Source organism: Stenotrophomonas rhizophila, assembly GCF_003751305.1.
Lineage (GTDB): Bacteria > Pseudomonadota > Gammaproteobacteria > Xanthomonadales > Xanthomonadaceae > Stenotrophomonas > Stenotrophomonas rhizophila_B.
This window is the reverse complement of the sequence record NZ_RJKV01000002.1, coordinates 1-25,915: the sequence shown is the minus strand read 5'-3', so window position 1 is coordinate 25,915 and position 25,915 is coordinate 1. Positions and strand designations below refer to the sequence as shown.

The 25,915-nt window shown below is 67.7% G+C and carries 16 protein-coding genes and 1 rRNA gene; 6 read left to right on the top strand and 11 right to left on the bottom strand.

Translation table 11 applies throughout. The annotated features are described in order from the left end of the window. Positions 1-17: 17 nt before the first annotated feature. From EDF74_RS08710 to glyQ, 6 genes are all read right to left on the bottom strand, one after another. Positions 18-3,467: a hybrid sensor histidine kinase/response regulator gene (locus EDF74_RS08710; protein ID WP_123729785.1), complete on the bottom strand. Its 3,450-nt coding sequence runs from the start codon at positions 3,465-3,467 to the stop codon at positions 18-20. 78 nt (positions 3,468-3,545) lie between these two features. After that, a complete protein-coding gene (locus EDF74_RS08705) occupies positions 3,546-5,693 on the bottom strand; it encodes a S46 family peptidase (RefSeq protein WP_123729784.1) in 2,148 nt (715 codons plus the stop codon). Positions 5,694-5,792: 99 nt separating this feature from the next. Next, on the bottom strand, positions 5,793-9,638 hold the full coding sequence (locus EDF74_RS08700; RefSeq protein WP_123729783.1) for a translocation/assembly module TamB domain-containing protein: 3,846 nt from the start codon (positions 9,636-9,638) through the stop codon (positions 5,793-5,795). After that, the gene (locus EDF74_RS08695; RefSeq protein ID WP_123729782.1) at positions 9,635-11,440 is read right to left on the bottom strand and encodes an autotransporter assembly complex protein TamA; all 1,806 of its coding nucleotides are present in this window, start codon (positions 11,438-11,440) and stop codon (positions 9,635-9,637) included. The genes EDF74_RS08700 and EDF74_RS08695 overlap by 4 nt, the downstream gene beginning before the upstream one ends. A 263-nt stretch (positions 11,441-11,703) precedes the next feature. Beyond that, positions 11,704-13,800, bottom strand: a complete 2,097-nt coding sequence (gene glyS / locus EDF74_RS08690; RefSeq protein WP_123729781.1) for a glycine--tRNA ligase subunit beta — start codon at positions 13,798-13,800, stop codon at positions 11,704-11,706. Continuing rightward, positions 13,797-14,708, bottom strand: a complete 912-nt coding sequence (glyQ, locus tag EDF74_RS08685; RefSeq protein ID WP_123729780.1) for a glycine--tRNA ligase subunit alpha — start codon at positions 14,706-14,708, stop codon at positions 13,797-13,799. The genes glyS and glyQ overlap by 4 nt, the downstream gene beginning before the upstream one ends. A gap of 81 nt (positions 14,709-14,789) precedes the next feature. On the opposite strand from glyQ, the gene EDF74_RS08680 reads away from it, so the two are divergent. From EDF74_RS08680 to EDF74_RS08670, 3 genes are all read left to right on the top strand, one after another. Next, positions 14,790-16,628 (top strand): GspE/PulE family protein, encoded by a 1,839-nt coding sequence (locus EDF74_RS08680; protein ID WP_123729779.1) that lies wholly within the window; start codon positions 14,790-14,792, stop codon positions 16,626-16,628. Next, positions 16,600-17,319, top strand: a complete 720-nt coding sequence (locus tag EDF74_RS08675; protein WP_123729778.1) for a glutamine amidotransferase — start codon at positions 16,600-16,602, stop codon at positions 17,317-17,319. The genes EDF74_RS08680 and EDF74_RS08675 overlap by 29 nt, the downstream gene beginning before the upstream one ends. 136 nt (positions 17,320-17,455) lie before the next feature. Next, positions 17,456-18,355, top strand: a complete 900-nt coding sequence (locus EDF74_RS08670) for a BPSS1780 family membrane protein (RefSeq protein ID WP_123729777.1) — start codon at positions 17,456-17,458, stop codon at positions 18,353-18,355. A gap of 44 nt (positions 18,356-18,399) precedes the next feature. On the opposite strand, the gene tatC is transcribed toward EDF74_RS08670, so the two are convergent. The 4 genes from tatC to EDF74_RS08650 form a co-directional block, all read right to left on the bottom strand. Further along, positions 18,400-19,149: a twin-arginine translocase subunit TatC gene (tatC, locus tag EDF74_RS08665; protein ID WP_102788725.1), complete on the bottom strand. Its 750-nt coding sequence runs from the start codon at positions 19,147-19,149 to the stop codon at positions 18,400-18,402. Then, the gene (tatB, locus tag EDF74_RS08660; RefSeq protein ID WP_123729776.1) at positions 19,146-19,688 is read right to left on the bottom strand and encodes a Sec-independent protein translocase protein TatB; all 543 of its coding nucleotides are present in this window, start codon (positions 19,686-19,688) and stop codon (positions 19,146-19,148) included. The genes tatC and tatB overlap by 4 nt, the downstream gene beginning before the upstream one ends. Positions 19,689-19,703: 15 nt before the next feature. Beyond that, the gene (gene tatA / locus EDF74_RS08655; protein ID WP_019185586.1) at positions 19,704-19,931 is read right to left on the bottom strand and encodes a Sec-independent protein translocase subunit TatA; all 228 of its coding nucleotides are present in this window, start codon (positions 19,929-19,931) and stop codon (positions 19,704-19,706) included. 75 nt (positions 19,932-20,006) lie between these two features. Further along, on the bottom strand, positions 20,007-20,903 hold the full coding sequence (locus tag EDF74_RS08650; protein WP_123729775.1) for a lipid-binding SYLF domain-containing protein: 897 nt from the start codon (positions 20,901-20,903) through the stop codon (positions 20,007-20,009). 166 nt (positions 20,904-21,069) lie between these two features. Between EDF74_RS08650 and hemH the strand changes: the two genes are divergently transcribed. The 3 genes from hemH to EDF74_RS08635 all read left to right on the top strand — a co-directional run bounded on the left by hemH (position 21,070) and on the right by EDF74_RS08635 (position 25,040). Continuing rightward, the gene (hemH, locus tag EDF74_RS08645; RefSeq protein WP_123729774.1) at positions 21,070-22,032 is read left to right on the top strand and encodes a ferrochelatase; all 963 of its coding nucleotides are present in this window, start codon (positions 21,070-21,072) and stop codon (positions 22,030-22,032) included. Then, positions 22,029-22,877 (top strand): alpha/beta fold hydrolase, encoded by an 849-nt coding sequence (locus EDF74_RS08640; RefSeq protein ID WP_123729773.1) that lies wholly within the window; start codon positions 22,029-22,031, stop codon positions 22,875-22,877. The genes hemH and EDF74_RS08640 overlap by 4 nt, the downstream gene beginning before the upstream one ends. 432 nt (positions 22,878-23,309) lie before the next feature. Then, positions 23,310-25,040, top strand: a complete 1,731-nt coding sequence (locus EDF74_RS08635; RefSeq protein WP_123729772.1) for a methyl-accepting chemotaxis protein — start codon at positions 23,310-23,312, stop codon at positions 25,038-25,040. Between the two features lie 789 nt (positions 25,041-25,829). On the opposite strand, the gene rrf is transcribed toward EDF74_RS08635, so the two are convergent. Then, positions 25,830-25,915: ribosomal RNA gene (gene rrf, locus EDF74_RS08625) — 5S ribosomal RNA — on the bottom strand; the annotation flags it as partial.

The window sequence follows — 25,915 nt, the reverse complement described above, 5'->3', positions numbered from 1 at the left end:
CCGCCGCCAACCCGCGGCTAGAGATCGCCGCGGGTATCGTGGAACGCCGCCAGGAAGGCGCGTAACGAGGCCGGCTTGATCGGCTTGGTCAGCAACCGGTAACCGCGGTCGCGCGCCATCCGCTTCAGCTCATCGCGGCCATCGGCGGTAAGCAGCGCACCGGGGATCGCGCGCCCGGCCTTCTGGCCCAGGGCCACCAGCGTATCCAGTCCATCCAGGCGGTCGTGCAGGTGGTAGTCCACCAGCATCACATCCGGCCGCTCCACGACTTTTTCCAGCGCCTGGTCCACCGTGCTCGCGGTGATCACCTGCACCTGCCAACGGCCGAGCAAAGCGCGCATGCCATCCAGGATCTCCTGGTCGTTGTCCACGCACAGCACGCGCATGCCCGCCAGCGAATCGGTGCGGGTGACCGGGCTGGGTGCTGGCAGCGCTGTCATGCTGGGCAGCGCCGGTGCGGCCACCAGCGGCAGCAGGATCGAGAACATGCTGCCGCTGCCCACGCGGCTGCGCGCGTTGAGGCGATGATCGAGCAGACGCGAGATGCGCTGGCAGATCGACAGCCCCAGCCCCAGCCCCTGCTCGCCCCAGTCGAAGGGCTGCTGGTAGCGATGGAACTCATCGAAGATCTGCTGCATGTGGTGTTCGGGAATGCCCGGGCCGGTATCCCATACCTGCAGTTCCACCTCCGGCCCGCGATGCCGCACCGCCAGCACGATGCGGCCCTGGCGCGTATAGCGCAGTGCATTGGCCAGGAAGTTCTGCAGCACGCGGCGCAACAGGCGGCGATCGCTGCGCACCCACGCCGGCCGTGCGAACAGATCCAGGCGCAGGCCACGTCCGGCGGCGACGGGTGAGTACTGCGCCGCCAGTTCGCGCATCAACAGGCTGACGTCGAAATCGCCGATCACCGGGTGCAGCCCGCCGGCATCCAGCCGGGAGACGTCCAGCAGGCCATCCAGCAGCTCTTCAGCGGCGCGCAGTGACGCATCCACGCGCTCGGCCAGATGCCGCTGCTCTTCGTTGTTGTGGTGGCTCTCACGCAGCGCCGAAGCGAACAGGCGGGCGGCATTGAGCGGCTGCAGCACGTCATGGCTGATCGCCGCCAGGAAACGCGTCTTGGACTGCTGGGCCATCTCCGCCTCGTGCGAACGTTCGGCCACGCGCTGCTCCAGCGTTTCGTTGGCTTCCAGCAGCGCGCGCTCGGCGTGCTTGTAGTCGGTGATGTCGTTGTAGCTGGTGACGTAACCGCCGCCGGGCAGTGCCTGCCCGCGCATCTCGATCACCTTGCCGTCGCTGCGGGTGCGCTCGAAGATGTGCGGTGAGCCGGCGCGCATGTAGCCGATGCGGCGGTTGATCTGCACCTCGATCTCGCCCTCGCCCAGCTCGCCGCGCTCGGCGTTGTAGCGGATCAGATCGGCGACCGGGCGACCCACGTACAGCATGCCGTCGGGATAGCCGAACATCTGCTGGTAGCGGCGGTTCCAGGCGGTCAGGCGCATGTCCGGATCGACCACGCTGACGCCCGCGCTGATGTTCTCCAGCGTGGTCGACAGGATCTCGCGGTTGAAGCGCAGTTCCTGGCCGGCTTCATCGAGCACCGCCACCACTTCGCCCAGATCCATGCCCGAGCCGCGCAGCAGGCTGGTCAGCAGCAGACGCGCGGACGCCGCACCGATCGAGGCGGCCAGCAGGCGTTCGGTGAACTGCACCCAGGCACGGTCGGCCGGGGCCGACGCCTGCAGCTCGCGCCCCAGCGATTGCGCCTGCTCAAAGAACGAGCGCCGTGCATGGCGGTCACCCACCACGCGCGCGGCCAGCGCCAGCAGGTCGCCCACATGCACATGGCCCGGCCACGCACCGGCGACCGACGGCCGCTGTGCATACGGATCCAGGAAGGGTGCCGCACCCAGCCGCTCGTCCACGCCGGGACGCCAGCGCACCGAGACCAGCACCATGGCGGCCACGTTGACCAGCAGCGACCAGAACGTGCCGTGGGTCAGCGGGTCCCAGCCACTCATGCCGAACAGGTGCTGCGGCTGCAGCCAGTCGATACCGAACGGGCCCTGCACCAGCCAGCTCGCATCCATCCAGCCGGCATGGGTCAGCGCAGGCAGCAGCAGGGTATAGACCCACGTGCCGAAACCGAGCAGCATGCCGGCCTCGACGCCCCGGCGGCTGGCGCCGCGCCAGTAAAGTCCACCGATCAACCCGGGCGCGAACTGGGCCACCGCCGCGAACGCCATCAATCCGTACGAGGCCAGCGTGCTGTCATTGCTGCTGCCGCGGTAGTAGCTGTACGCCACCAGGGCCAGCAGCAGGATCGCCGTGCGCCGGATCCACAGCACGCGTGAGGCGACGTTCGCCGCGTCCTCGTGGTGGTCGTTGCGGCGCAGCAGCACCGGCATCACCAGGTCATTGCTGACCATGGTCGCCAACGCGATCGAGGCCACGATGACCATGCCGGTTGCCGCCGAGAAGCCGCCGACATAGGCGACCAGTGCCAGGAACTTGCGGCCCTCGGCCAGCGGCAGGGCCAGCACCATGCTGTCGTCGGCCACGCTGCCACCGGTGCCGAACAGGGTCACGCCCGCCGTGGCGATGGGAATCACCATCGCCGAGATGATCACCAGGTAGGCCCCGAACATCCAGCGCGCACGGCGGATGTCACGCACGTCGCCGCACTCGACCACCGCCACATGGAACTGGCGCGGCAGGCAGATGATGGCCAGGAAGCTCAGCAGGGTCTGCGAAATGAAGCCGACCGGCGGCAGGCCGCTGAACAGCGTGTGCGCCGATTCGATCACCGCATCGGTGCGGTCGTTGAGCCACAGGTAGGCGAACAGACCAAGCGCCACCATCGCGATCAGCTTGATCATCGACTCCAGCGCGATCGCCAGCATCATGCCGTGGTGGTGCTCGGTGGCATCCACCTGGCGGGTGCCGAACAACGTGGCGAACAAGGCCATCAACAGCGCCACGTACAGCGCCGGATCGGTGAAGAAGCCGGTGGGCCCGACGTTGCCGGTCAGCACCTGCAGGCTCATCGCCACGGCTTTGTACTGCAGGGCCAGATACGGCACGATGCCGATCAGCGCGATCACCGCCACCAGCGCGGCCAGCCGCCGCGAGCGGCCGAAGCGCGAGGAGATGAAATCGGCGATGGACACCACGTTCTGGCTGCGTGCGATCAGCGCCAGGCGCTCGATGATGCGCCAGCCGAACACCCACAGCAGCAACGGCCCCAGGTAGATCGGCAGGTAGCCCACGCCGTTGCGCACCGCCGTGCCGACGGCGCCGTAGAACGTCCACGACGAGCAGTACACCGCCAGCGCCAGGCTGTAGACCACCGGGCGCAGCCACGGGCGGTCGGGGTACATCGGGCGACGGTCGCCCCACCACGCCACCCCGAACAGCAGTGCGGCGTAGGCCACCGAGACCAGCAGCAGGATCCAGCTAGAAACCACAGGGTTGTTTCCGCGAGAGCAGCCCGCAGTGTAGGCCACGACCGTTGGTCGTGGCGCTACGGGAGCCTCCGACCTGTCTTACTCCGCCGGAACGCCCATTTCCTTGAGCAGCTCCGGCGCCGGGTAGACCTTGGCCAGCAGCCAGCGCAGGTAGCGCATGTCCACGTGCACGGCGCGCTTGAAGCGCGGGTCGAACCACCAGCTGGCGCTGACCGACTCCCAGTTGCTGTCGAAGTTCAGGCCGATCAGCTCGCCCTTGGCGTTGAGCACCGGCGAGCCGGAGTTGCCCCCGGTGGTGTCCAGGTTGGTCAGGAAGTTGACCGTCTGGGTCTTCAGCACCGGATCGGCGGTGGAACCGAAATCGCCCTTGGTGATCGCGTCCAGCAGCGGCTTGGGCGCATCGAACGGGTAGGCGTTGGTGTTCTTCTCCACGATCCCGGCCACGGTGGTCACCGGGTCGAAATGCACCGCATCGCGCGGCGACAGCGCCTCGACCTTGCCGTAGCTGATGCGCAGGGTACGGTTCGCATCCGGGTAGACCGCGCGGCCCTGCTTGGCGCGCCAGGCGAACAGCGCCTGCATATACGCCGGACGCAGGCGCAGCTGCTCGCCTTCGCGGGTCTTGCGCTCGTCATCCAGGCGCAGCTGCGCGGCCACCAGCGGGCCGGCCAGATCGATCAGCGGATCGCGCGCCAGCGCCTTGCCCTCTTTCGCCGCGGCAAAGCGCGACAGGCGCTCGGCTTCGTCGCCCAGGTGCGTGTTGGCGTACAGCGTATCCAGGGTCTTGGCCAGCGCGGCCGGCGTGCGGCCGAAGGCCGCGTCGAACTCGGGCACGCGCTGCGCGTCGGGCAGCTGCTGGTAACGGTTCAGCAGCGTGGTCAACAGGGCTTTCTCGATGGCCGGATCGTAGCGGCGCTGGACCTGCTTGAGCACGCCTTCGATCAGCGCCAGATCACGCTGCTGATAGCCCGTGTCACGCTCGGCATCGGGCTTGGCCGATTCGATGCGCAGGCGCTCCAGGGTCAGTGCCGAGCGCAGCAGCTGGCTCTGCGACGCGAGCAGATCGAGCAGCAGATCGCGTTCGCCCACCGAGGCGCCGCTGGACAGCGAGGTCAGCAGGGACTGGATGTCGCCCCGGTATTTCGCGTCGGTGGCCTGCAGCATCGCCGCCTCATCGGCGGCACGCTGCGCCTTGGCATCGCTGCGCAGCAGGCCTTCCAGCTCGCCGGCGGCACGCTTGCGGTTGTTCTTCAGCGACTGCAGCTGCGAGGCGTAACGAGTGCGTGCCTGCGCATCCTTCGCACTGGCCGCTTCGATGGTGTCGATCATCTGCTGGAACACCGCCACGCGACGCGGCAGCACGGCATCGATCTGGCCAGCGAATTCCGTGGCGGTGCGATGACGGTAGGTGATGCCGGGGTAACCGGCCAGCATCGCGTAGTCGCCGGTCTTCGGGCCGTCGATCGCCATCTTCAGGTGGGCCGGCGGGTGGTACGGCACGTTGTCCACGCTGTACGGCGCGGGCTTGCCGTCCTTGCCGACGTAGGCACGCAGCAGCGTGAAATCACCGGTGTGGCGCGGCCACATGAAGTTGTCGATCTCGTCGCCATAATTGCCGATCGCGCGCGGCGGTGCGTAGACCAGGCGCACATCGCTCAGCTCTAGCTGGCGGATGCGATAGAAATCGGTGCCGTAGTACATGTCCGCCACGCTGCAGCGGATGTTGCCTTCTTTCTCGCACTCGGCCACCAGCTGCTTGCTGGCACGGTCGACCGCATCGAAATACGCACGTCCGGTCTTGCCGCGCGCATCGCGCAGCACTTCATCGGTGACCTTGTCGAACCCGATCGTGACCAGCACGCGGAAATCCGGGTTGGCCGCGCGCTCATCGCTGCGGCCCTTGGCGATGAAGCCGTCGTTGATCAGGTTGTGCTCGGGCGAGGTGTTGTACTGGATCACGCCCATGGCCACATGGTGGTTGGTGAGCAGCAGGCCGTCGTCGGAGACGAACGAGCCGGTGCCACCACCCGCACGCACCACCGCACTCAACGGCGGCGCGGTGACGTTGGCCAGGTCGCCCGGGTTGCCCTTGAAGCCCGCCGCCTTCAGCGGTTTGGCCAGGTCCGGCAGCTGGGTCGGCATCCACATGCCTTCATCGGCATGGGCGCCGGCAGCGAGGGTCAGGCCAAGCGCCAGCGCGGCGGTGAGGGGTTTGCGTGAAGACATGGGCACATCCGGTACGTCAGAACAGCCCGAGACCTTAGCCACTGAGGCCCCGCAGGGCAACGGCCGATGGTCAGGGGCACCTGAACCATCGGCCGTGGCTTACTTCTCCCGTCGCCAGTTCAACGACCCACGGTTCTCCACCGTGCTCGACTCAAGCTCCACATCGAAGCCACGGCGCAGCAGGTACTTCAGCGTCAGCACCGAGCCACTGCCGACCAGCGAGACGCCGTAGCCGATGTACAGCTTGGGCGAGATGTACTTGCCGAAGCCGATCACCGAGCCGCCCAGCGCGCGCGACTGGCTCACGCCGGCGTCGTCCAGGCCAAGCTTGGCGCCCAGCTGCGAAGCGAGCAGGCCGCTGCCGGCCGACAGCGCCGCCGAGGCCGCGTTGACCTGCTGGGCCTGATCGCTGCTGGCACCGGTGAGGCTGCGTCCCAGCACCAGATAGGCCAGTGCCTCGGACTGCGACATCGCCGGTTCCGACCACACATCCACGCGCGGAGACTGCGCCCGCCCGGTGACGTCGATGCCGGCGGTGACATCACCCACGGTGCGCTGGGCACGGATGTTGATGCGCGGATCGGAGACCGCGTTGTAGTTCCAGTTCAAGTTGCCGCGGGTGATGGTCAGGTCCTGTCCGTAGGCCTTGTAGCGCCCACTGACTTCCAGCCCGCCGTTGGCGGTCATCTCCCGCCCCGGGCGTGCCCATACCTGCATCTTGCCGGTCAGCGCGCCCTTCAAGCCGAACCCGGCCATCTTGACCTTGTCGCCCAGGCTCACGGTCAGGTCCATGTCCAGCGGCGAGCTGGGACCCTCTTCCGGATCGACCGGGTCCAGCACCACCACGTCTTCAGAGACCGAGGTGCCACGGTCCAGGCGCTCCAGATCGAGATCCGCTTCAGGCACGTGCACGGTGCCACGCAGCTGCATCGCGCTGCCGGCCAGGGTGAAATCCAGGTCCGGATTGGCGATCACGCGCAGCTCGCTGGTGTTGGCCAGCAGCACATTCTCGCCGTGGATATGCAGCTGCAGCGGCTGTGCATCGCCGAACCACGACAACCCGCCATCGACGTACAGCGTGCCCTTGCCGGAGTTGGCCTGGGCGGTGATCTTGGCCGAGCCGTCCGGCTGCGCGGTGAAGCTGCCCTTGCCTTCGGCGAAGGTCAGGCCGAGCGCGGGGAACTCGCCATTGAACTTGCTCAGCGTGGCCTCACCGCCCAACGACGGCGTACCACGGGTGCCGCGCAGGCTGACGTGGCCTTCGATCAGGCCGGTCGGGCGCACGATGTCGGGCGAGAACAACTCCAGCCAGTACAGCCGCGCGATGTTCATGTACAGCTCGCCGGTCAGCGGTGCGTTGGCATCCCAGCCGGTCTGCACCTTGGCATCGACGAAGCCGTCGCCCTGGAAACCGACACCGAGCTTGGCGTTGATCTGCTGCGGGGTCATCTCCAGGTTCACCGAGAACTGGTCGTAACGCACCAGCTCGCCACGCGCGTTGTCGCCCAGGCGTACCCCGCCTTCGCGCGAGGTGACCGAGGCGCTGCCCTCCCACGCGTTGCCGCGCGGGCGGATGCGCCCATCCAGATTCACTTCACCGCGCAGGAAGATGCGGCGCCCGGACTGCGGCGGCAGCCATGGCTGTACCAGCGCCAGCGGCAACGCATCGCCCCGCACCAGCAGCCCTTCACGCGGCCAGTTCGCGCTGGCGCACAGCGCGCCGCCGGTGGCGGCCCCCAGGCACGCATCGCTCAAGGTGACGTTGCTGCCCTGCACGCTGAAGGTGGCCGGTGCACGCAGGCTCCAGGCATCGCCCTTGACCGGTGCGATACGCAGCGCGGTCAGATCGCCGCGCCAGGCCTGGCCCTGCTGGCGCACGCCACCTTCCAGCGCGACAGCACCCAGCTCGTTCTTCGTCTGTGCATCCAGGCGCAGATTGGAGAGGCTGCCGCGGGCATTGACGTTGAGCGTGTCCAGCAGCATGCCGACCTGGACCTTGCTGCCCTGCACCGCCAGCGTGCCACTGTCGCCCTGCCACGGCAGGCGCCCCTTGATGCTGATCGCCTCGGCGCTCCAGTCGTCCCAGCGCAGGCCACTGCCAACCAGATCGGCGGTGATGTCCGGCGCGGTACGTGCGCCCTTGATCAGCACATGGCCGCGCAGGCTGCCGCTGCTGTTGGGCAGCAGGTCGTCCAGCTGCACCGGCTCCAGCTGCGCATCGATATCCAGGCGATCGCCCACCGAGCCCTTGGCGGTCAGGCGGCTGTTGCCCAGCGCCAGCCGGAGATTGCCCTCGCCCTGCTCGCCGCGCAGCGCGAACTTGCCCTGTGCATCCAGCGCGCGCTTGCGCAGCGTGCCCTTGATGCCGGGCACATCGACGGTGGCTTCGTAGCTTCCAGCGGTACCGGCCGGACTGCCGGCCGGCGGCGGCAACTGGCGGCCCTTCGAGGCAAACGAACCGGACAGCTTGCCGTCCCAGCCTGGCGCGAAGTAGCCCGGATCGAAGCCGGCCAGTTTGGCGGCCACGTCCCAATCCAGCTGCGGCGCCCAGGCCACCTGCCCGGTCACGTCGAGCGAACCGCCCGGCGTGCTGGCCTGCAGCTGTTTGATCACGGCGGCCTGGTCGTTGCCGCGCACGTCGAACTGCAGATCGGCCACCTGCTTCTCGCGTTCCACCGAGGCACGGCCGACCGCCGCCCACGCCTTGAGCGTGCCGGCCAGGCCCATGCGCGCTTCTTTCAGCGTCACCGGCACCGGCGCAGCAGCGCCCGGGGTGGTGGTATCGGCGGCGGGCACGAAGGTGAGGTCGTTGGCGACGATGGAGAAGCGCAGGCTGGCGTTTTCCTTGTCGGTGAAATCAGCGATGCCTTCCAGCCGCGCCTGGCCACCAAAGCCCTTCACCTGCAGCGGCGACACGGTCAGTACCTGGTCGGCCAGGCCGACCTTGGACGGTGCCAGTTCCACCGCGATGTCGCCCTGCTTGAAGCTGCCCTGCAGATTGGCCTGGCCACCCTTGCCGTCGGCCTGCACATCCAGCGCCATCGGCGTGCTGGTGCTCGCGTCCATGCCCGGCACCAGCAGGGCCAGGTCCAGTTCCTTGCTGCGCGCAGCGAGTTTCCACACCGGGTCGGTGCGGCCATCGAACACCAGGCTGGCCTGCAGCGGCGCGGGCGCGTTGCCGGCGATCGCCACTTCCATATGCCCCAGGTCGCCACGTGCAACCAGGCCCAGGCGCGCCGGGGTACGCCCGCGCGGGGCCGGCATCAGCGCGCCGAGGGTGATGTCGGTGTCGTAATCGCTGCGCGGCAGATAATGCCCGTCCACGCGGAAATCGCCGTAGCTGCTGTCCACGATCAGCTGGCGCGCGCGGAATTCGCCATTGGCGATCTCCAGGCCACCGCGCACCTTGGCGATGTCGATCAGCGGCTGCTGCGCCTGGGTGATGCGGAAGCCATCGATGATGATGGTGTCGGCCTGGATCGCCAGCGGCATTTCGATCTGCGGCAGCGAGTCCGGCCACGACGGCAGCTCAAACGGCTCATCGCTCTTGGCCAGGTTCAACGTGGCGTTCTTGATCTGCAGCGCATCGAGCTGCAGCTTGCGGCCCAGCAGCGGCCGGATGTCCGGATCCAGGTAGGCGCGTTCGGCGGTGAAATGGATGTCGTCGTAACGGAAGTCCAGGTCGTGCAGCACCAGCGGCCCGGCGACCGGGCCATCCACCTTGCTCCAGGTGAGCGAGGCGCCGACCGGCAACCGCGCCACCACCTGGGCCAGCAGCACATCACGGCCGGCCACGGTCTGCAGCAGCCAGTACACCAGCAGCAGCGCCAGCAGCACCAGGCCGAGCACGGTGAAGCCCGACCACGCCCAGAAGCGGCGCTTGCGGTAGAAACGCACGCGCGGCGGAGGCGGTGTCGCGGGGGCGGACGGCGTCGGCGTACTCACAGGTCCGCTCCGATGTTCAGGTACAGCTGGAACTGCGAATCCGGGTTGTTCAGGCCATGCGCGATATCCACGCGCACCGGGCCCACCGGCGATTTCCAGCGCACGCCGAAGCCCACGCCGGTATGCAGGTCGATGGTGTTGTCGAACGCGCTGCCGGTGTCGACGAACACCGCCGCGCCCCAGGGCCCGCCCTTGAAGTAATGCTCATATTCGGCCGAGCCGACCACCAGGTTCTTCGCGCCGAGCGCGTATTTGTCCGGCGGTGCGGTACGCGGGCCGACTTCGCGGAAGGCATAGCCGCGGATGCTGCGATCGCCACCGGCGAAGAAGCGCAGGCTCGGCGGCATCGCGACCAGATCGCTGGTCCAGGTGGTGCCGCCTTCGCCACGCAGGATCAGGCGGTCGCTGTCGCCGATCGGCACATACCAGCGCAGCACCATGTTGGCCTGCACGAAGCTGGTGTCCGAGCCGGCGCCTTCGACGCCGCCACGCAACGTTGCACTGCCGCTGATGCCGCGGCGCGGGAACATCTCATCGTCCACGTTGACGTAGTCGGCCACCAGCTGCGGGTAGACCAGCGTGGAAGTGTTGTAGACCGCGTCGGTGAACTCGGTGCCGGAGGCGTACCGCCAGCGCTCGCGCAGCGCGTTGATCGAGGCGATCGCGGTCCAGTACTCGTTGATCTCACCGCTGCGGCTGGCCGACAGTTTGAAGTTGCGCAGGTCGATGTAGTCGGTCTGCTCGTCATAGGCGCTGGCGGTGAACGCATACCAGCCGTCGAGCCAGGCAAAGCCCGGGATGCGGTAGCTGGTGACCAGGCTCTTGCGCTTCTGCGCATAGTCGAGCTGGGTGTTCATCTTGTGGCCGCGGCTGTTGAGGAAGCGCCGCTCCAGGCCGCCGCGCACACCGGCGCCACTCTCGCTGCCGTAGCTCAGGCCGGCGGTGTAGATCGTGCGCTTGGCGCGGGTCAGGTTGACGTCCACCGGCACGTCACCGTTCTCGTCGGCCTGGTCCGGGCGCGGCTGGATGTCGATCACGCTGAAGTAATCGAGCTTGGTCAGCGATTCGCGCAGGCGGTCCAGTTTGCCTTCGTGGAAGTAGCTGCCTTCGTCCCAGTACACCAGCGGGTCGAACAGCTTGTCGACGAAGTAATCCTGATGGAAACGGATCTCGCCCATGTTGTAGCGGCGGCCGCTGTCCCAGGTGAGGTCGACGTCGGCGGCGTTCTCGGCGCGGGTGATCTGCACCTGGCGCTGGGTGAAGTCGGCATCGAAGTAACCGCGCTCGGCCAGGCGCCGGGTGACCCGGATCTTGCTGGCTTCGTACTCGGTGTGTTCGAAACGCTGGCCCTTGCGCGGCTTGAAGTTCTCCAGGTCTTCCTGGAGGTACTGGTCCAGCTGGGCCGGGCCGGTGATGTCGATATGCTCGCGGCGGACCACGGTCGGCGGTCCCTTCTCGACCTGGATCACCACGCGCAGGTTCTCGCCCTCGCGCGGGCTTTCCACGGTGATGGTCGGGTTGTAGTAGCCGAACGGCTCCAGCGCCTCGCGGGTCTGGCGCTCGGCCTGGGACAACAGATATTCCAGCCGCGACTCGCCCTGGACCTTGCCGATGGTGTCGTACAGGGACAGCGAGACCTCGATGTTCTCGATCATCTCGGCGTCGTCGCCCTTGTCCAATCCTTTGATGTCCACTTTCTCGATGGTCCCCCGTGCATGTGCCACCGAGACGGTGGCAAGGGACAGGAACATCAGCGGAAGGGCGAATTTCGTTGGCTGCATGGCGACAGCATAACGGGCCATCGCAAGCATGCGAAATCGGCGTGGCTGTTTCAGAACGGCAGTGAAGACGCCGTTAAATTCCGCGAGAAAGTCGCTTGCGTTGCACGCGGTCTGATCGATGACAACACGTCATCGGACAGAAGCGTCCGCGACGCAACAGCGACACCAAATGACGCTTCCAGCACGAAGATCGCAGGGCGCCGCCCTCCCGGAAACGCAGAAGGCGCGAACAGCCCACGCCGTCGCGCCTTCTGGTCCACCGCGGGGCGCCTGGCCCCGCCGCGTCAGTTGGACAGGTGTTCGATCGCCGCCACGCTGCCCAGGCGGTCGCCCAGGCGCTTGAGCAGGGCCAGGCGATTGGCCCGCAGCGCGGGATCCTCGGCATTGACCATCACCGCATCGAAGAACGCATCCACCTGCGGGCGCAAGCGCGCCAACCGGTTCAACACGCTCACGTAGTCCTTCTGGTGCAGGCTGGCGTTGCTGTCATCGATGGCCGCTTCCACCGCTTCGGCCAGTTCGCTTTCGGCCGGCTCGGCCAGCAGCGCCGGGTCGATCATGCCCGGAATCTCGCCCTCGGCCTTGCGCAGGATGTTGCGGATGCGCTTGTTGGCCGCGGCCAGCGCCTCGGCTTCCGGCAGCGCGGCAAAGGTGCCGATGGCATCGATGCGGCGGTCGAAGTCATACAGCGAGGCCGGCTTCAACTCGGCGACCGCGTTGAAGTGCGTGGCCGGCACGCCCTTGTCGGCGTAATAGCCGCGCAGGCGGTCGATGATGAAGTCGTACAGCTCCTGCGGCAGCGCGTCGGTCTTGCGCTCGGCACTGGGCTGCACGCCCGCCGGCAGGCCGGCGACGGCGGTGCCGATCAACGCGCGCAGATCCAGATCAAACCCGCTCTCGATCACCGTCCGCGCCAGGCCCAGCGCATTGCGGCGCAGCGCGAACGGATCCTTGTTGCCGGTCGGCTTCAGGCCTGCGGCAAAGCCGCCGGCCAGCGTGTCCAGACGCTCGGCGATGGCCAGCACCTTGCCCAGCGGCGACAGCGCGATGTCATCCCCACCGAAGCGCGGCTGGTAGGCCTCGTCGATGGCCAGCGCGACCTCGGGCGACTCCCCGCCGACCACGGCGTAATGGCGGCCGGCAATGCCCTGCAGTTCCGGGAACTCGTTGACCATGCGCGACTGCAGGTCGTTCTTGGCCAGCACCGCGGCGCGCTTGGCCAGCACCGGCTCGACGCCCACCTGCGGCGCGATGGCCTCGGCGAGGGCGGCCACGCGGGCGACCTTGTCGGCGACCGAGCCCAGCTTGGCCTGGTAGGTGACGGTCTTCAGGCCATCGCCCATCGATTCCAGACCCTGCTTCAGATCTTCGTCGAAGAAGAACTTGGCATCGGAGAAGCGTGGACGGATCACGCGCTCGTAGCCCTTGGCCACTTCGGCCACGTCCTTGGAGTCGATGTTGGCGATGCCGATGAACTTCTCGGTCAGCTTGCCGCCGGCATCGAGCACCGGGAAGAACTTCTGGTTGATCTCCATCGTCTCGATCAGCGCTTCCTGCGGCACCGCCAGGAACTCGCGCTCGAAACTGCACAGCACCGGCGCCGGCCATTCGACCAGGTTGACCACCTGTTCCAGGTTGTCCGGGGTGATGCGTGCCTGGCCACCGGCCTGCGCGGCCGCGGCGTTGACCTGCTCGACGATGCGGGTACGGCGCGCGTCGGCGTCGACCAGCACATAGGCGGCCTGCAGCGAGGCGACGTAGTCCTCCGGCGCGCTCAGCCACACGGTCTTGTCATGCATGAAGCGATGGCCGCGGCTCATGCGGTCGGCCTTCAGGCCCAGCACCTCGGCCTCGATGATGTCCGGGCCGTGCAGCAGCACCAGCCAATGCACCGGGCGGGCGAAGCCATAGGTGTGACTGCCCCAGCGCATCGGCTTGGGGATCGGCATCGCGGCGATCGCCTCGCGCAGGATCTCCGGCAGCAGCGTCGCGGTGCGCGCGCCCGGCGTGGTGGAGCGGTGCACGAAGCGCTCGCCCTTGGCATCGGTGGTGCGTTCCAGCGCGGTCCAGTCGATCCCGGCCTTGGCCGCGAAGCCCTGCAGCGCCTTGGTCGGCTGACCCTCGGCGTCAAGCGCGATGTTCAGGTACGGGCCCAGCACTTCGCTGTGCTGTTCCGGCTGTTCCACCGCCACGCCGGGCAGCAGCACGGCCAGGCGGCGCGGCGTGGACAGCGGCTTGGCGTCGCCCCGTTCGATGGCCACGCCACGCTTGCTCAGGCCGTCCACGACGCCATCGAAGAAGGCCTGGGCCAGGCCCGGCAGCGCCTTGACCGGCAGTTCTTCGGTACCCAGTTCGATCAGCAGCGGCTGCATCGTGCTCATGCCTGCACCTCCTTGGCGGCCACGGCGTCCAGGCGCTTGGCCTCGTACAGCCTGGCCACGGCCTGGGCCAGCGCGCGCACGCGCAGGATGTAGCGCTGGCGCTCGGTCACGCTGATCGCGCGGCGCGCATCCAGCAAATTGAACGCATGGCTGGCCTTGCAGACCTGCTCATACGCGGGCAGCGGCAGGCCGACATCGACCAGCGTCTGCGCTTCTTTTTCGCAGGCATCGAAGCGATGGAACATTTCGTCCACGTCGGCGTATTCGAAGTTGTAGGTGCTCTGCTCGATCTCGTTCTGCAGGTACACATCGCCATAGGTGACCGGGGTGCCATCCGGACCGTAGGTCCAGATCAGGTCATAGACGTTGTCGCAGTTCTGCAGGTACATGCACAGGCGCTCCAGACCGTAGGTGATCTCGCCGAGTACCGGCTTGCACTCCAGGCCGCCGGCCTGCTGGAAATAGGTGAACTGGGTGACTTCCATCCCGTTCAACCACACTTCCCAGCCCAGGCCCCAGGCGCCGAGGGTCGGCGATTCCCAGTTGTCCTCGACGAAGCGCAGGTCGTGCACCAGCGGATCGATGCCCAGCGCCTTGAGCGAATCCAGGTAGAGCTGCTGGATGTTGTCCGGGCTCGGCTTCATCGCCACCTGGTACTGGTAGTAGCGCTGCAGGCGGTTGGGGTTTTCGCCGTAGCGGCCGTCGGTCGGGCGGCGCGAGGGCTGCACGTACGCGGCATTCCAGCTTTCCGGACCGATCGAGCGCAGGAACGTGGCCGGGTGGAAGGTGCCCGCACCGACCTCCAGGTCCAGCGGCTGGATCAGCACGCAGCCCTGCTGCGCCCAATACTGGTTGAGGGTCTGGATCAGGCCCTGGAAAGTGATGGGAACGTTCGTCGTGACGGACATGCGGCGGATTCTTGCCTGCAGAAGGGGTGCGCTAGTATAGCGACCGACCGCACGGGCCTTCCGTGCCTGGGGAAACGGAGGATGGATCCACGCCTGCCAGCGGCGTTTGCCAGTGTCCCTGAGGGGGTCCTCCCCCTGCCACACGGGCGCCTCGATTTCGACCAGGTCGCTGCAGCGCTGGTCGCCGATGGCCTGGTCGCCGCCGCCGATCTGGAGCGCATCCGCTTCTCCGCCCCGGGCGCACGCAACGCCAGCGAGGTCCATCCACTGGTCCTGCTGGCCAACCTGAAGCTGGGCGCCAGCGCCGGCGGCGAGCTCGGCCTGGAGCGCCTCAGCGAGTGGCTGGCCCAGCGCGCGGGTGTGCGCTACCTGCGGGTGGACCCGACCCGGGTCGACGTCTCGGCAGTCACCGCCCTGGTCTCCCATGCCTATGCCCGCCGCCACCGCTTCCTGCCGCTGGCGGTGGACAGCGAGCGCGTCCTGGTCGCCACCAGCGAGCCGCTGGCCCAGGAATGGCTGCGTGACCTGCAGCACCTGAGCCGCCGCCGGATCGAGCTGGCGATGGTCAACCCGCTGGACCTGCACCGCTACACCATGGAGTTCTACGGGGTGACGCGCTCGGTGCGCGGCGCCCGTGGCGATGTCCGCGGCGAAACCAGCAGCACCCTGCCCAGCTTCGAGCAACTGGTCGAGCTGGGCCGCGCCGGCGACGTCAACGCCGACGACCAGCACATCGTGCACATCGTCGACTGGCTGCTGCAGTACGCCTACGAGCAGCGCGCCTCGGACATCCATCTGGAGCCACGCCGCGACATGGGCCGCATGCGCTTCCGCATCGATGGCGTCCTGCACAAGGTGTTCGAGGTGCCGCCGGCGGTGATGACCGCCGTGGTCAGCCGGATCAAGGTGCTGGGCCGGATGGACCTGGCCGAGCGCCGGCGCCCGCAGGACGGCCGTATCAAGACCCGCTCCCCGGGTGGGCGGGAGGTGGAAATGCGCCTGTCGACCATGCCCACTGCGTTCGGCGAAAAGTGCGTGATGCGCATCTTCGACCCGGATGCCGCCTTCAAGAGCATCGACCAGCTCGGCTTCAGCCCGCAGGAAGCGGCCGGCTGGACCGCCCTGGTCGAGCGCCCGCACGGCATCGTGCTGGTCACCGGGCCGACCGGCTCGGGCAAGACCACCACCCTGTATTCCACGCTGAAGCGGCTGGCCACCCCGGACGTGAATGTCTGCACGGTGGAAGACCCGATCGAAATGATCGCCCCGGAATTCAACCAGATGCAGGTGCAGACCAACATCGACCTGGATTTCGCCAGCGGCGTGCGCACCCTGCTGCGGCAGGACCCGGACATCATCATGATCGGCGAGATCCGCGACCTGGAGACCGCGCAGATGGCGGTCCAGGCCTCGTTGACCGGCCACCTGGTGCTGTCCACCCTGCACACCAACGATGCGCCCTCGGCGATCACGCGCCTGCTCGATCTGGGCGTGCCGCATTACCTGCTCGCCTCCACCCTCAACGGGGTGCTCGCCCAGCGCCTGGTGCGCACCCTGTGCGCCAGCTGCAAGGTGCCCACGGTGCTCTCGGCCGAGCAATGGGCGGTGCTGACTGATGCCGATGCAGCATTACCTCAGGCGCCCACGCCATATGCACCGGTCGGCTGCATCGACTGCCGACGCACCGGTTTCCTCGGCCGCGTGGGCCTGTATGAGTTGCTGCCATTGGGTTCCAGCCTGCGCCGGCACATCCGCGCGGACATGGATCTGGCCGCCTTCAACCGTGCCGCACGTGCTGAAGGGGTACGAACCCTGCGTCGCGCGGGGCTTGAAAAGGTAGCGGCAGGGCTGACTACAATCGAGGAAGTCCTCTCGGTCCTGCCTCCCCCGGATGAATTCCGCCCCGTTCCTGATTCTTGAAACCGGCCAACCCGTCGCCTCGCTGCGCCGCTACGGGCGGTTTTCGCACTGGATCCGGGTCGCGGCCGGGCTGGATGCCGACGAGACCGTGGTGGTCGATGTCGAGCATGGCGGCACCCTGCCCAGCCACCGCGATTTTGCCGGGGTGATCGTCAGCGGCTCGGCCGCCTACGTCACCGACCGCGCCGAGTGGAGCGAACGCAGCGCGCAGTGGCTGCGCGAAGCCGCCCACGACGACCGCCCGGTGTTCGGTATCTGCTACGGCCACCAGCTGCTTGCCCACGCGCTGGGCGGCGAAGTCGCCTACAACCCGGCCGGGCGCGAGTCCGGCACGATCGAGCTGGCGCTGGATCCGTCGGCAGTCGACGATCCGCTGTTCGGCGGCCTGCCCGCACGCTTCCCGGCCCACGCCACCCACCTGCAGACGGTGCTGCGCGCCCCGGAAGGTGCCGCGATCCTGGCGCGCTCGGCGCAGGACAACTGCCACGCCTTCCGCTGGGGCGCGCATGCCTGGGGCGTGCAGTTCCATCCGGAGTTCGCCACCCACCACATGCGCGGCTACGTCCGCGCCCGCGCCGAGTGCATCCGCCAGCACGGCGGCTGCGCGCGCAGTGTCGCCCGCGAGGTCAGCGCCGCGCCGCTGGCCCGCCAGTTGCTGCGCCGTTTCGTCCGCCAGGCACGCAACGCCTGAGGCCGGCGCGGCGCCGTCATCCGGGCGCAACGCAGCGTCCGCGCCGCGCAGGGCGGCCTTCAGGTCAAGCGCCGGGAAAACAGGGATAATCGACCGCAATCGGGCGTTCGCGCCTTCTCCCCTGTCCCGGAATGTTATGAGCGAGATTCGCAAGCTGCCGGCCTCCGCCGGCGCGGAATGGCTGGTGTCGGGTTTCACCCTGCTGCGCAAGGCGCCGCTGGCGCTGGGCCTGCTCGGCGTGATCTGGGCCGTGGCCGCGTTGCTGGTGATGTCGCTGGCGATGGTCAGCCCGGCGCTGAGCACGCTGGCGCAGCTGTTGATGGCACTGGCCGGCCCGCTGTTCTTCGGCGGCCTGGTGTGGGCCGTGCGCGAAGTCGACCAGGGTCGCGTCGCGCAGCCGTCGCACCTGCTGCAGGGCCTGCATGAAGGCCGCGCGTTGAACCTGCTCGCCTCGCTGCTGCCGCAGCTGGTGGCCGGCCTGTTCCTGGGCGTGTTGTTGCTGATGTTGATCGGCAGCAGTGGCCTGCAGCACCTGAGCGAGGTGATGGTGCAGCTCAACGCGATCAGCCAGTCCGGCGCGCAGCCGGACCCGGCGCAGATCGAAGAGCTGATGGCGAGCCTGCCGGCGATGCGCATCCTGCTCTGGCTGGCACTGGTGGTGGTGACCTTCCTGGCGATGGCGCTGGCGCTGTTCACCCTGCCGCCGCAGGTGATGTTCGAGCACCGCAACGGCCTGCAGGCGATGCGCCTGAGCCTGCGCGCCTGCCTGCACAACGTGCTGGCGATGCTGGTGTTCTTCCTGCTCGCCTTCGTGGCGGTGTTTGCGATCTATTTCGGCGTGATGCTGGTCGCGCTGATCGCGCAGCTGATCGGCGGCACGATGCTCGCGCTGTTCGTTGCGCAGCTGCTGCTGATGGGCGTGGTGATGCCGGTCTTCGCCGGTGCCATCTACACGGCGTGGAAGCAGATGTTCGGCCAGCAGGGTCCGCAGACCCCGCCGCCGATGCCGGGCCCGAACAACGTGTTCGCGGCCTGATCCAAACAAAAACCCCGGCCTTTGCCGGGTTTTTTGTCTGTGCCTTACTCCGGCTGCTCTTTCCCGCCCGGGCGTGGCACCAGCCAGCGCGCGGCGTGGATGCCCAGTTCGTAGAGCAGGCACATCGGAATGGCCAGCATCAGCTGCGAAACCACGTCCGGCGGCGTCAGCACCGCAGCCAGCACGAAGATGCCGACGATCGCGTAGCCGCGACCTTCCTTGAACTGCTGCGGCGTGATCCAGCCGAGCAGCACCAGGATCACCATCGCCACCGGCAGCTCGAAGCTGGTGCCGAAGGCGAAGAAGATCGCCAGCACGAAATCCAGGTACGCCGTCGCATCCGGCGTGATCGCAATCACCTCCGGGCGGAACGTGGTGAGGAAGTGGAACACCGCCGGCAACACCAGGAAATAGGCGAACGCGCAGCCCAGATAGAACAGCAGCACCGACGAGGCCAGCAAGGGCACCGCCAGGCGTTTTTCGCGGGCGTACAGGCCCGGCGCCACGAACGACCACAGCTGGAACAGCAGCCACGGTACGGCGATGAATACCGCCACGAAGAAGGTCAGTTTCAACGGCGCGAAAAACGCGCCGGCCGGATTGGTCGCGATCATCGTCTGCCCGTTGGGGAGCTGCGAGATCAACGGTTCGGCGATCATCGTGTAGATCTGCCGCGAGAACGGCATCAGGCCCAGCAGCACCACGCCCAGCCCGATCAATGCGCGCACCAGCCGCGCACGCAGCTCGATCAGGTGTTCGACCAGCGAACTCTCGTTGCTTTCATGCTCGCTCATCGCGGTGCCTCTTGGTTCGGCAGCGTGGGCGCAGGTGCAGGCGGCGCGGTGTCAGTCGACGGCGGCAGAGCCGCCGGGACGTCCGCACGCGGCGCGCTGCCATCGATGCCCGGCGGCGCCATCGCATCGCGCGGCGGCTCGGCCTCCTCGGTGGCCACCACATGCTGGGCCACGCTGGCCGGCGAACCCGGCGCGGGGCCGGTCATCATCGGTTCGTCCTCGGCTGACGCGGCAATGCCATCGCCATGCTGCGCCACGTCCTGACGCATCTGCTCGGCTTCGCGGCGCACCGCTTCGCCACTGGCACGCAGCTGCGACTCGGTATCGCGCATCGAGGTTTTCACATCATCGAACTGCCGCTTGATCTCTTCGGCGTGCAGTTCACGCTCGAGCTCCTGCTTCACCGAATCCCACTGGTTGCGGGCACGGCGCACCCACAGCCCGGCAAAGCGGGCCGCCTTGGGCAGCCGCTCGGGGCCGAGGACGACCAAGGCCACCACCGCGATGACCAGCAGTTCACTGAAACCGATATCGAACACGCCAAGCCGCCCGGATCAGCGCGGGTCGCGGTCGTGCTCGGTCTGCGACGTCGTCGTCGAGTCCTGCGGACGCGAACTGTCGCTGAGCTGCGCGTTCGGCTTGTCCTCGTCGCGCATGCCCTTCTTGAATTCCTTGACGGCGCTGCCAAGGTCCTTGGCGCCGCTGGTCAGTTTCTTGGTGCCGAACACCAGCAGAACGATGACCAGCACGACCAACCAATGCCAGATGCTGAAACTGCCCATGAGCCGCTCGCGTTACGTAGTGATCAGACGGTTGAGCATAGCGCACCGGCGGTAAGCCGGCGCGCGTGACAAAAGTCAGTTGCCGTCCAGCGATTCGGTACGGACTTCACCGTCGCCGACCGGCTGGAAGCCCTGCTGCGCGGCCGGTTGCGCCGGAACGGACTGCAGCGGGGCGGTGGTCGCGCCGGCGGCGGCCGGGGCCGGTGCCTGTTCAGGTCGAACCGGTACGGCGGCGGCGCGCGGCGCAGCGGCCGGCGCTGGGGCATTCCCCGCGGTGCCGCGCTTCTCGCGGGCGGTATAGGTGGCTTCTTCCAGGCGATCACGGAAGGCGACCACGTCCACCGAGGGCGGCTCGCCGACACGGCCTTCGAACACCATGCGCGGCGTGGTGTTGCTGCCATAGGCGTCCAGGTTGGCGGCATCGTCGATCTGCAGCACGGCGCCATCCAGCGCCACCCCGGCGAACAGGCCGCGGGCGCGCGACCAGGACCAGATTTCGGCCTTCAGCTGGCCATCGGTGGCGGCCGCGGCGTTGCGGCCGACCGGACCAGCGGCGACGCCGGCATCGGCGCCCAGGGTGAACTTGCCGTTGACGAGATTGTCCAGGCTGCGGTCGTTGCGGAACACCAGCACCACATCGGAGGACTGCACACCGGCCTGGAAGCCGATGCTGCCGCCGGTGAGCTTCACGAACACCGGGTTGGACCAGCTGCCATCGGGCGTCTTGACCGACATCAGGCCGTGGCCGCGACGGCCACCGATCACCAGACCGGCCTTGATCGTGTCGGGAATCACGATGACCGCGCGGCCTTCGTCGAGCAGTTTGTCCGGAATGCCCTGCTCGGGGATGTCCTGGATTTCATTCAGGACGCGCACCGCATTGCGGGCGCGCTGATCCTCCTGTGGCCCGGCCATCGCCTGGGTCGACAGCAGGCTGGCGGAGATCAGCAGTACAAGGCTGAGACGGCGCATGGTGGGCTCCAGAAGGTCTACGTAGACAAAGATAAAGCAACTGCCCGACGTTAGAAGGCTTGCGATGAATCCGCAATGAGTGATCCGGACTATCGATACAGCTGAGAAATCGTGTTCATCATCCAAATCCATCCCGCCAATCGCGCAGACCTGCGAGAATGACGCCATGCTCGACGCACCCGACACCGCCGTGCTGGCGGTCAATCTAGGCACGCCCGAGACGCCAACCGCCCCGGCGGTGCGTCGCTACCTGGCTGAATTCCTCAGCGATCCGCGCGTGGTCGCGATTCCGCCGCTGTTCTGGAAACCCTTGCTCTACGGGCTGATCCTGCCACTGCGCAGCGGTCGTTCGGCCGCCAAGTACGCCCAGGTCTGGCTGCCGGACGGCTCCCCGCTGATGGTCTACACCCGGCGTCTGGCTGAGGCCATGCAGGGCCTGATGCCCGATCTGCGGGTGCGCCATGCGATGCGTTATGGCGCCCCGGCGCTGCCGGCCGAGCTGGACCGGCTGGCCGCCGAAGGCATGAAACGGATCGTGGTATTGCCGCTGTATCCGCAGTACTCGACCACCACCACCGCCTCGATCGAGGACCAGGTGCGCGAGTGGCAGCCGAAACATCCCGGGGTCACTGTGACCCTGGTGCGCGATTACGCGGTCGATCCGGACTGGGTCGCCGCCGTCGCCGGCAGCATCCGCCAGTGGTGGGAACAGCATGGCCGCGGCGAGAAACTGGTGTTTTCCTTCCACGGCATTCCGCAGCGCCTTGCCGATGCCGGCGATCCGTATCCGCAGCGCTGCGAAGCCAGCGCCCACGCAATCGCCCAAGCGCTGGAGCTGCCCGACGATGCCTGGCAGCTGACCTACCAATCGCGTTTCGGCCGTGAAAAATGGCTGCAGCCCTACGCCGAACCCACCCTGTGGGCGATGGCCGAGAAGGGCGTACGCAGCATGGACGTGGTCTGCCCCGGCTTTGCCACCGACTGCCTGGAAACCCTGGAAGAAGTGGCGATGGGCTTTACCGAAACCGTTGCCGAGCGCGGCGCGACGATGCGCTATATCCCCTGCCTCAACGACGCGCAGGCGCATGCACTGGCGCTGTCGCGGCTGAGCATCGCGGCGCTGGCATGACGCTGCAGCCGTTCTCGCTGTCGGTCGCCGGCACCCCTGTGGCCGGCCTGCGGTCGGCTGAGACCGGCGGCACGCGTGTCCTGGCGCTGCACGGCTGGCTGGACAATGCCGCCAGCTTCGTGCCGCTGGCCGCGCAGCTGCCGGAGCTGGAGCTGGTGGCGATCGATCTGCCCGGCCACGGCCACAGCGCGCACCTGCCACCGGGCACGCAATACAACACGCCCGGTGCGATCTGCCACGTGCTCGACGTCGCTGATGCGCTGGGCTGGGACCGCTTCGTGCTGCTTGGTCATTCGATGGGCGCCGGCATCGCCAGCCTCACCGCAGCGGCTGCCCCGGAACGGGTAGAGCGCCTGATCGCGATCGAGGCACTCGGTGGCCTGCGCGGCCCGGAGAATGAGACCGCGCAGCGTCTTCGCGAACACGTGCGCGCCGCGCGGGCGCTGCCTACCCGCAAACTGCGGGTGTTTCCCGATCTGATCGCCCCGATCCGCGCCCGCATGATGGCCAACCAGCTCAGCGAGCCCTGCGCGCGCCTGCTGGTCGAACGCGGCGTCACACCGGTCGACGGCGGTTACAGCTGGTGCAGCGATCAGCGCCTGATGCTGCCGACCGCGATGCGCCTGAGCGAGGCGCAGATCGACGACCTGCTCGCCGCGATCGACTGCCCGACCCAGGTGATCTACGCGACACCGGCGCAGTCCTATTACCCCGAGCCGCTGCGCAGCGAGCGCATCGGTCTGCTGCGTGACGGGCGGCTGGCGGTGTTCCCGGGCACGCACCATCTGCACATGGAGCATCCGCAGGTGGTGGGTGACGTGATCCGTCGCTTCCTGGCCGAATGACAGGCTTCGCGTCGTCGCGTTGAGTCGACACAACGCCCCCCTCCGGCGCGTTGCGCTGTAGCAGATCGTGTCGGTCGGCGGATGTCACGCCGCTCAATGTTTCCGCTTCCCGGCCGATACCAAGGATGCAGCCCGGCATGCGTCGGCTGCATTGCCGCTTGCTCCGCCGTTGCGAAGCCGCGTATCCACCAAGGCTTCCAGGGAAGGTCGTAGCAATGTCGGATTGGCCGCGCCACCGCCCACCGGGCCGGGTCGCGCCCGTGGCACCCCGCGCCAGGGCAGCGGCGTGCCCTCGCGCATACGTTCCCCAGCCGCCCCGATCCCCCGCGCTTTCCACTGCCACGCCCACCGCATTGCCGGTGTCCGGGGCGGTCCCCGCCCGTCCGCCCGCGCGCGGCGGAATGCCTGCTTTCTGCTGATCCTGGAGTTCTTATGTCCGCCATCTCCCATGCGTCGCCCCGCCCACCCGACCGTACCCCGCGTTCCACGCCCGGCCGCGACACGGTCTATCTGATCGCAGCTGGCGTAGTGTTGCTCGCCGCGCTGATCACCGCGGTCTGGTTGCGGCAGCCGTGGTCGGTGCCGCCGCTCGCCATCGTCGCGGCGCTGGTGGGGATGCTCGCCACGCGCGGCCGCCGCCAGGCGCAGGCGCTTGTCCGCGCCGAGGCGCGCGCCAACGCCTTCGCGGCAGACCTCGCCGGGCACCGTCAGGCCCAGGACGCTGTGCATCAGCACGATGCGCAGGTCCGGCAGGCACTGGATGTCTCGCGCACGGCGATGATGATCGCCGACAACGATCACGTGATCCGCTACGTCAACCAGTCGGTGGTGACCCTGCTGCGCAACCAGCAGACCAGCCTGCGCGAGGCCTTTCCGGACTTCGACGCCGAGCGCCTGGTCGGCAGCAGCATCCATCGCTTCCATGCCAATCCAGACCGCATCCGCGCCATCCTCAATACCTTGATGGTCACCCACCATGGCCGCGTCCGGATCGGGCCGGTGCATTTCGCCCAGGTGGTGACGCCGGTGTTCGATCCGCAGGGCAAACGCCAGGGTTTCGCGGTGGAGTGGCATGACCGCACCCATGAGCTGCTGTTGGAGAACGCGGTGGCGGGCATCGTCGATGCCGCCAGCAAGGGGGATCTTGATCGCCGTCTGCAGGCCACCGATGGAGGCGCCAGCTTCCTCAATGGCCTGACCGGCGGCATCAACCAGCTGCTGGACAGCGTCGGCGGCACCGTCGGTGAGATCCGCCGCGTGCTCTCGGCGCTGGCCGACGGGGATCTGGATCAGCGCATGCAGGGCGACTTCCACGGCTCGTTCGAGGCCATGCAGCGCGATGCCAACGCAACGGCGGAGCAGCTGACGGCGATGGTCGCGCGGATCAAGCAGTGCACCGGTTCGATTTCGCTGGCCGCCAGTGAGATCGCCAGCGGCAACGATGATCTGTCCGAGCGCACCGAGCGCCAGGCCGCGCATCTGGAAGAGACCGCCGCCTCGATGGAGGAACTGACCTCCACGGTACGCCAGAACGCAGAACACGCGCGCCAGGCCAGTGCGTTGGCGCACGGTGCGCATGACGTTGCCACGCGTGGCAGTAAGGTGGTGAGCCAGGTCGTGACCACCATGGATGACATACAGACCGCCTCGCAGCGGATCGGCGACATCACCCGCGTCATCGACGGCATCGCCTTCCAGACCAATATTCTTGCCCTCAACGCCGCCGTGGAAGCAGCACGCGCAGGCGAGCAGGGTCGAGGCTTTGCGGTGGTCGCCAGCGAAGTCCGCATCCTCGCCCAGCGCTCGGCCGATGCGGCCAAGGAGATCAAGAACCTGATCGACGCCTCCGTGGTGCAGGTCGCCGAGGGCGCGCGTCTGGTGCAGGACGCCGGGCAGACCATGGGCGAGATCGTCAGCAGCGTGGCCAGCGTCAGCGGCATCATGGCCGAGATTTCCTCAGCCTCGCAGGAGCAGGCCGCGGGCATCGATCAGATCAACCAGACCGTGGCGCAGATGGACGATGCCACCCAGCAGAACGCAGCACTCGTGGAAGAAGCCAGTGCCGCCGCACGCCTGTTGGAAACGCAGGCGGCCGACCTTACCCAGGCGGTGGCCGTGTTCCGCCACCATGCCCACCCCGCGCGCCGAGCCGCGCTGGCCTGATCTGACAGTCAAGCAGCAGGCGCTACGGCGATTGCTGCCGCCAGGCGGCGATCTTCTCGACCGCCTGGCCACCCACGCGTGGCCCCGGCAGTCCGGTCGGCAGCGTATGCACCTGCAGGCCAGCGCGGCGGCATCTTCACTGCAGACTGTCCGTTCGTCCATGACCCATTGCAGCGACGCCACGTCGCTGCCGGCGCACAGCAGCTGATCCAACAACACTGATCCCATGTGACCGAATGCCCGCCCGCGGCCTGCACGCGGCGTCGCTGCCTCGGTGCCATGCAGTCACATCATTCCAGATAGCTTGCGCACCATTCCAGACAGCGTGGCCGAACCGCGGCAGGCGTTGCCCTATCGTGTGGGGACGCGGCTGGGTTGGTCGGGCGTTGGGCCACGATACCCTTGCCGGCGAATGTCCTCCGGGCCCCGCCTTACGGCGACGCCCTCCTCCTTGATTTCGCCCACAAGGGCATCGCACCCAACGTGTCCAGACCACTGGCGCCTTCAGAAGAGCTGCGGTTCTCGGGTGCGTACCGCACGCATTGCCGCGTAGCGGCCGCTAGGCGTCTGGGCAAGATCAAGGAGGAGGCCGTCGCCGCCAGGCGGCGGCCGGGGGACATTTGCCGAGGGGCCTGCCGATCGCTGCGGGGCGCTCACGCTGGACTACAAGGCAGCGCCGTATGGCCGGGCGCCATCTGCATTGGCAGCTGTATCGAAGCGTTCCTCCCGCTGGGAGAAGAACAAAAGGAAAACCCCGCTGCGTGAGCAGCGGGGTTTTCGGGGTAAAAACCCTGGCGATGACCTACTCTCGCATGGCTTAGGCCACACTACCATCGGCGCAGCTGCGTTTCACTTCCGAGTTCGGGATGGGATCG

Bases quoted from the DNA above. Each gene is read 5' to 3' on its own strand.
- EDF74_RS08640 (WP_123729773.1), top strand. From the start codon at position 22,029: ATGACGCTGCAGCCGTTCTCGCTGTCGGTCGCCGGCACCCCTGTGGCC.
- EDF74_RS08675 (WP_123729778.1), top strand. From the start codon at position 16,600: ATGAATTCCGCCCCGTTCCTGATTCTTGAAACCGGCCAACCCGTCGCC.
- EDF74_RS08650 (WP_123729775.1), bottom strand. From the start codon at position 20,903: ATGCGCCGTCTCAGCCTTGTACTGCTGATCTCCGCCAGCCTGCTGTCG.
- EDF74_RS08670 (WP_123729777.1), top strand. From the start codon at position 17,456: ATGAGCGAGATTCGCAAGCTGCCGGCCTCCGCCGGCGCGGAATGGCTG.
- glyS (WP_123729781.1), bottom strand. From the start codon at position 13,800: ATGAGCACGATGCAGCCGCTGCTGATCGAACTGGGTACCGAAGAACTG.
- EDF74_RS08680 (WP_123729779.1), top strand. From the start codon at position 14,790: ATGGATCCACGCCTGCCAGCGGCGTTTGCCAGTGTCCCTGAGGGGGTC.
- glyQ (WP_123729780.1), bottom strand. From the start codon at position 14,708: ATGTCCGTCACGACGAACGTTCCCATCACTTTCCAGGGCCTGATCCAG.
- tatC (WP_102788725.1), bottom strand. From the start codon at position 19,149: ATGAGCGAGCATGAAAGCAACGAGAGTTCGCTGGTCGAACACCTGATC.
- hemH (WP_123729774.1), top strand. From the start codon at position 21,070: ATGCTCGACGCACCCGACACCGCCGTGCTGGCGGTCAATCTAGGCACG.
- EDF74_RS08635 (WP_123729772.1), top strand. From the start codon at position 23,310: ATGTCCGCCATCTCCCATGCGTCGCCCCGCCCACCCGACCGTACCCCG.
- EDF74_RS08695 (WP_123729782.1), bottom strand. From the start codon at position 11,440: ATGGCCCGTTATGCTGTCGCCATGCAGCCAACGAAATTCGCCCTTCCG.
- EDF74_RS08705 (WP_123729784.1), bottom strand. From the start codon at position 5,693: ATGTCTTCACGCAAACCCCTCACCGCCGCGCTGGCGCTTGGCCTGACC.
- tatA (WP_019185586.1), bottom strand. From the start codon at position 19,931: ATGGGCAGTTTCAGCATCTGGCATTGGTTGGTCGTGCTGGTCATCGTT.